The following is a 6,208-nucleotide window of genomic DNA, read 5'->3' on the forward strand; positions in this document are numbered from 1 at the left end:
TCCGGTTTCCCAGGCGTGCAGATAGACGCATTCATACTTCAGGGACCGCCAGAGGCGCTCTATGAAGATGTTGTCGAGGCGGCGCCCCCTTGCCGTCCATCGAGAACCGGGTGCCGACCCGTTTCAGCCGGTCGGTCCAGGCGAAGGACGTGAACTGCGACCCTTGATCGGTGTTCATGATCTCGGGCGCGCCGAAGCGGTGGGTCGCCTCGTTCAGCGCTTCGACGCAGAAGCCGGCTTCCAGCGTGTTGGAGATGCGCCAGGCCAGCACTTTCCGGGTGTGCCAGTCCATAACAGCCACCAAGTAGAGGAAGCCGCGGCGCATCGGGATGTATGTGATGTCGGCGCACCAGACCTGGTTGGGCCGCTCCACCCGCAACCCGCCGAGCAGATAGGGTAGGTCCTGTGGCCCTTCGCGGGCTTGCTGGTGTCGGGCTTCTGGTAGATCGGCATCAGGCGCATGAGCCGCATCAGACGGCGGATGCGTTTCTGGTTCACGGCATTGCCTTCGTTCTGCAGATGCCATGTCATCTGGCGGACGCCGTAGAACGGGGTTTCTAGAAACTGCTTGTCGATCAGCAGCATGAGATCGAGGTTCGTGGCCGCCTCACCCTGCGGCGCGTAGTAGAACGACGACCGCGAGATCGACAGCAGGCGGCATTGCGCGCCGACTGACAGCCTGGGATGTGAGCGCTCGATCATCCCGCGCCTCACTTGCCGATCCGGGGCTTGAGCTTTTTGGACAAAAAATCGTTGGCGACGGCCAGCTCTCCGATCTTGGCGTGCAGGTCGCGGACCGTTTCTTCGCTGACCTCGGCCGCCGCCACAGCCTTGCCGGCACGTTCGAAGATGCCTGCGGCCCCCTCAAGCAGCAAACGCTTCCATTGATGGATCATCGTCGGATGCACGCTGAATTCGGCGGCCAGTTCCGACACCGTGCGCTCCCCTTCACGGCCTCCAGCGCCACACGCGCCTTGAACGCTGCATCGTGGTTCCTGCGTTTCGACATGTGCTGATCTTCTCGTGCTTGGAGACCGGCAGACGTCAGATCGTAGCTTCCGTCACTGTCCGATTTTCCGGGGATAGCTCAGATCGCACCATCAAACCGTGGGATCAAACAGCTAGGATCGCGGTCGTAAACGACTAGCGCGGTTTCAGGGTTGTTGATGCAGGTCTGTGAAAAAAGCAACAGCATGTCCCCGTCGGGCCCGGCCGGACACTGCTGGCGGATGCCGCCTATGGCAGAAACCGGCTGCGCGACCGCCTCGCAAATATCGGCGCGAGGGCCGTCATGAGACCCAGCCCGCGCCGATCCGTGCCGCCGCCCCTCGTCCGCGACACCGGCCGGATTGATCGCCTCTTCTCGAAACTCAAGCATTCCAGGGCCATCGGGACCAGATACGAGAAACACGACGTCGATTTCCCTGCCCTCGCCAAAGGCGCCGCAACAGGCATCCGATCACGCATTTGCGAGCCGGTGCACCAGGCCCGCGCCGCGCACCGTCGCATGCGCCTCAGCTCGCGGGGCGGCGGCGCCAGTTGTAGACGGTGCCCTCATCCACCGAGTCGCGGCCCAACGAGGCCAGCGGCCCGTCCTCGCCGCGCTGAAAGCCCAGATTCTTCAGCAACAGGCGCGAGGGCTGGTTATCGAGAAAGACATCGGCCAGCAGTTCCGCCGGGTCGAAACGGGCGCGGATCTCGTCGAGAAAGGCGCCGACCATTTCCTGTCCCAGTCCCTGACCGACCTGATCGGGGGCGAGGAAGTAATAGATCCGGGGCTTTTCGCCCGCGCCGATTCCGACCGATCCGACCACCCTGCCGCCGCTGCGGGCGACCAGCCGCATCGGCAATGTCAGCGACTGGTCGCCGAAGATCGGGGCGATGTCCTCGACACTCATGCCGGGGTGAAACAGCAGCAGCATCCGTGCGATCTGCGGTGTCGTCACGATCTGGTGCAAGGCGGGAAGATCGGCGGGACGCGGGGCATCGATCAGCAGCCGCGCCGTGGCCAGCGCAATGCCATGACGGGCGGCGAAATCGTCGCGAGCCAGCCGCAGCTTCACGGCTGCCATTTCCCGGCCATGAGGCCGCGACCAGCGCATTTCCTGACCGACGGGCCGAAATCCCAGCCGCGCAAGCAGCCCGGCCGAGCGACGATTGCCCGCGAGATGGTAGGATTCGACCATCTCGGCCCCTTCATTGAACCGGCGCGACAGCGCCAGCACCGCGGCGCGAAGCCCGATCCCCTGCCCCTGCGCGCCCGGCGCGATCCAGATCCCGAAGCTCTGCCCGGCACGGATCATGCCCACAAGCCTGTCGCCCTGCCGCACGGCGTGTTCGTCGGGGCCCGCCTCGGCGATGAAAGCCTGCGCGTCGGTCATCGCATAGGGCCAGGGCACGACGCTGAGCCATTGCGTCACCTGCCAGTCCGAAAGGGCCGCGACGATGGTATCGGCATCCTCGGGCCAGGGACGGGTCAGGGTAACGGGCGCGGCCATCAGCGCGCGGGCACCACGCGGACCACCCCGCCCCCGGCCGACAGCGCGATCTCGCCCGTGGCCAGCCGCAGGGCGTCGCGGCCAAAGACCTCGGCCCGCCAGCCATGCAGGGCGGGCAGATCGCGTTCGCCGGTGGCGATGGCGTCCAGATCCGCCGCCGAGGCAATCAGCCTGGGGGCCACCCCCGCCGCATCGGCCTTGGCCTTCAGCAGGACGCGCAACAGATCCGACAGCGCCGGATTGCCCGGACGCCCCGGCTCGACGCCCTTGGGTTTCGGCAGATCGCCGGATTCTTGCCCGGCCTTGACCGCGGCGAGGATCCCGGCCGCGATGTCGCCCCGCCGCGCTTCGCGCAGAAGCAGCCGCGACTTGCCCAGATCGGCTTCGGTTGCCGGCCGGGTCGAAGCCAGTTCGATCATCGCGTCATCCTTGAACACGCGCGAGCGGGGCACGTCGCGGTCCTGCGCATAGTTTTCGCGAAACCGCGCCAGCTCGCGCAGGATCGCCAGGAAACGCGGCGAATTGGTGCGCGTGCGGATCTTCAGCCAGGCTTCTTCGGGACGGTTGATATAGGTCTCCGGGTCTTCCAGGACGCCGATTTCCTCGGCCAGCCAGCTTTCGCGACCGTTCTTCTTCAGCTCGGCCGAAAGGAATTCGTAGATCACCCGCAAATGTGTCACATCGGCCAGTGCATAGGATTTCTGCGCATCCGACAACGGTCGGCGCGACCAGTCGGTAAAGCGCGAGGACTTGTCCAGATTCGCCCGCGCGATCTTGCGCACCAGCGTCTCGTAGCCGACCTGTTCGCCGAAGCCGCAGACCATCGCGGCAACCTGCGTGTCGAACAGCGGCACCGGAAACAGCGCGGCGTCGTGAAAGAAGATTTCCAGATCCTGGCGGGCGGCGTGGAACACCTTGACCGTCGCCTCGTGACGAAACAGCTCGTAAAGCGGGTCCAGCGACAATCCCTCGGCCAGCGGATCGACCAGCACGGCCTCGCCGCCCGTCTCGGCATCGGTGGAGGCTGGCGGAATCGCAAGCTGGATCAGGCACAATCTGGACCAATATGTCCGTTCGCGCAGGAATTCGGTATCGACGGTGACGTAGGGCGCGGTTTTTGCGGTCTCGCAGAAACGGGCGAGATCCTCGGTCCGGGTGATGGTTGTGATCGTGCTGCTCATGAGGTCCTTCGGATGGGCGGTTCGTCCGCCGCCGGAATGAATACGCCCCAGGCCGTGATTTGAAAAGGACAGTTTACGCCCACGGCAACCGTCATGCCACGAGACTGCAACCGGCAGGCGCGCGGAATCAACGTGGCGGAATGTCGCCTTCGGCGCGTCGGGCGTGGAAATCCGCGACGAAATCCGACAGCCGGGACTGCGTGATCGCCGCGCGCAACCCGGCCATCAAGTCCTGGTAGTAATGCAGGTTGTGCCATGTCAGCAGCATCCCGCTGATCATCTCGCCGGCGCGGAAGACATGGTGCAGGTAGGCGCGTGAATAATTGCGGCAGGCCGGACAGATGCAATCCTGATCCAACGGGCGCGGGTCATCCTGATGGCGGGCATTCTTGATATTGACCTGACCGCGCCGCGTCCAGGCCTGCCCGGTCCGGCCCGAGCGTGACGGCAGCACGCAATCCATCATGTCGATGCCGCGGCTTACGGCGCCGACGATATCATCGGGTTTGCCGACGCCCATCAGATAGCGTGGCTTGTCCGCCGGCAGAAAACCCGGCGCATAATCCAGCACGCCGAACATCGCCTGCTGGCCTTCGCCCACGGCAAGCCCGCCGATGGCATAGCCGTCAAAGCCGATCCCGGTCAGGGCCTGGGCGCTTTCCTCGCGCAGATCGCGGGTCACGCCACCCTGCATGATGCCGAAAAGCGCATGTCCGGGCCGGTCGCCGAATGCGTCGCGCGACCGCCGCGCCCATCGCATCGACAACCGCATCGAGACAGCGACGTCGCGTTCCGCCGCCGGAAGCGCCGGGCATTCGTCAAAGGCCATGACGATGTCGCTGCCCAGAAGGCGCTGGATTTCCATGCTGCGTTCGGGGGTCAGGTGATGGCGGCTGCCGTCGATATGGCTGGCAAAGGTCACCCCCTCTTCGGTCAGCTTGCGCAGGCTGGACAGACTCATGACCTGGAAGCCACCGGAATCGGTCAGGATCGGGCGCGGCCAGTTCATGAAGCGGTGCAGCCCGCCCAGGCCGGCGATCCTTTCGGCCCCCGGGCGCAGCATCAGGTGATAGGTGTTGCCCAGCAGGATGTCGGCCCCGGTCTTGCGCACGGATTCGGGCATCATCGCCTTGACGGTCGCGGCCGTGCCGACGGGCATGAAGGCGGGCGTGCGGATTTCGCCGCGCGGGGTGTGGATGGTGCCGCTGCGCGCCGCGCCGTCCGAGGCATGCAGCGAAAAGGAGAAACGGTCACTCATCTTCGGGGCCTTCCGGGTGGAAACGCGCGTCCTTACCGCCCGCCAGTCGCGGATGCAACGCCGGCCCTCTGGACCCGCGCCGGGCGATGTCCTATATAATCGGTCGGAATTGCAAGGAAACCGCCATGACCCAGCCGATGATGGAAGGCGATCCGCTGATCGCCCCTTCAAGCACCGACCACGCGCTCTACGAGCCGATCGTGGAGGCCTGCAAGACGGTCTACGACCCGGAAATTCCCGTCAACATCTATGATCTGGGGCTGATCTACACGATCGACATCAATGCGGCAAACGAGGTTCGGGTGGTCATGACGCTGACCGCGCCGGGTTGCCCGGTGGCCGGAGAGATGCCGGGCTGGGTCGCCGACGCGATCGAACCCCTGCCCGGCGTGAAACAGGTCGATGTCGAGATGACCTTCCAGCCGCAATGGGGCATGGACATGATGTCCGACGAGGCGCGGCTGGAACTGGGTTTCATGTAGAGCCGCCTTTCAGGCGAGGCTCGCACAAGAAGAAAGGGCGCGGATCGAACTGACGCATTCCGTCCGGTGGGAGGCCTGAACAAACTGACCTGTCGCGTGACGCGCGGCAGGTCATTGTATTTCAAGCGGATTTTCTGAGGGCCTGAAAAAGAAAAACAGGGCGGAAATCCGAGACTTTTTTCTCGGCGGTATCATCTGCCTATCCGAACGAAGAAATTTCCGGGATCTCGGACATTTCTTCTTCTGAGGCCGAAAATACAGCCAATATTCTCCGACCACAAGCTTGACCTTCGAACGCAGCGAAGATCGTGGACGAATGTCCGCATCGACTTCGATCCATGCGGATTTTCTGGTCTTTGGTCGGAAAACGACTCGAGGCAGAGCCGCGGATATCCGAGGTTCTGATGGCAGGCTTGGCGACATTCAACTTCAAGCTCTCGCAGCTCTACCCGGGCGCGGGAGACCATCGCATTGTCTTATGAATCTTCTTGGTTCTCGGGGTACTCGGGAGCCATGGCCCGCCACGCCATTTATGGCGGGCCATGGCGGCGGTCGGATCGTGTCAGCAAAGGTCAGCGGGACCGGTATTGAGTGGGATCGGCCGCCGTCTTCACCCAGGGCCTGAACGGATACGCGTGCTTGCGTCACGCATGACAAGGATAGGACACGGCGAAGATGACGGAGCACACGATCGGGATCGACATTTCCAAATCCCACCTCGATGCAATCGATCTGGAGGGGAATGAGGCGAGGCAGTTCGAGAATTCGGCACAGGGTGTGCGCGCCCTG

At 64.0% G+C, this 6,208-nt stretch carries 5 protein-coding genes and 1 pseudogene; 1 reads left to right on the plus strand and 5 read right to left on the minus strand.

The window, feature by feature from the left end; all coding sequences use genetic code 11:
• The 5 genes and pseudogenes from B4L36_RS01085 to tgt form a co-directional block, all read right to left on the minus strand.
• A pseudogene (locus B4L36_RS01085) lies at positions 1-1,009 on the minus strand (IS3 family transposase); the annotation flags it as partial.
• 78 nt (positions 1,010-1,087) lie between these two features.
• On the minus strand, positions 1,088-1,378 hold the full coding sequence (locus B4L36_RS01090) for a hypothetical protein (RefSeq protein ID WP_292951023.1): 291 nt from the start codon (positions 1,376-1,378) through the stop codon (positions 1,088-1,090).
• A 136-nt stretch (positions 1,379-1,514) separates the two neighbouring features.
• The gene (locus tag B4L36_RS01095; RefSeq protein ID WP_292951025.1) at positions 1,515-2,498 is read right to left on the minus strand and encodes a GNAT family N-acetyltransferase; all 984 of its coding nucleotides are present in this window, start codon (positions 2,496-2,498) and stop codon (positions 1,515-1,517) included.
• Positions 2,498-3,667 carry a ribonuclease D gene (rnd, locus tag B4L36_RS01100; protein WP_292951031.1) on the minus strand — a complete coding sequence of 390 codons (1,170 nt, stop codon included), beginning with the start codon at positions 3,665-3,667 and terminating at the stop codon, positions 2,498-2,500. The genes B4L36_RS01095 and rnd overlap by 1 nt, the downstream gene beginning before the upstream one ends.
• Positions 3,668-3,806: 139 nt before the next feature.
• On the minus strand, positions 3,807-4,937 hold the full coding sequence (gene tgt, locus B4L36_RS01105) for a tRNA guanosine(34) transglycosylase Tgt (protein ID WP_292951027.1): 1,131 nt from the start codon (positions 4,935-4,937) through the stop codon (positions 3,807-3,809).
• Between the two features lie 125 nt (positions 4,938-5,062).
• Here tgt and B4L36_RS01110 point away from each other — a divergent pair, with 125 nt between their 5' ends.
• Entirely contained in the window at positions 5,063-5,419 is a 357-nt protein-coding gene (locus B4L36_RS01110; RefSeq protein ID WP_292951029.1) for an SUF system Fe-S cluster assembly protein, read from the plus strand.
• The last annotated feature ends 789 nt before the right edge of the window (positions 5,420-6,208 follow it).

The organism is Paracoccus sp. UBA889, assembly GCA_002294185.1.
Lineage (GTDB): Bacteria > Pseudomonadota > Alphaproteobacteria > Rhodobacterales > Rhodobacteraceae > Paracoccus.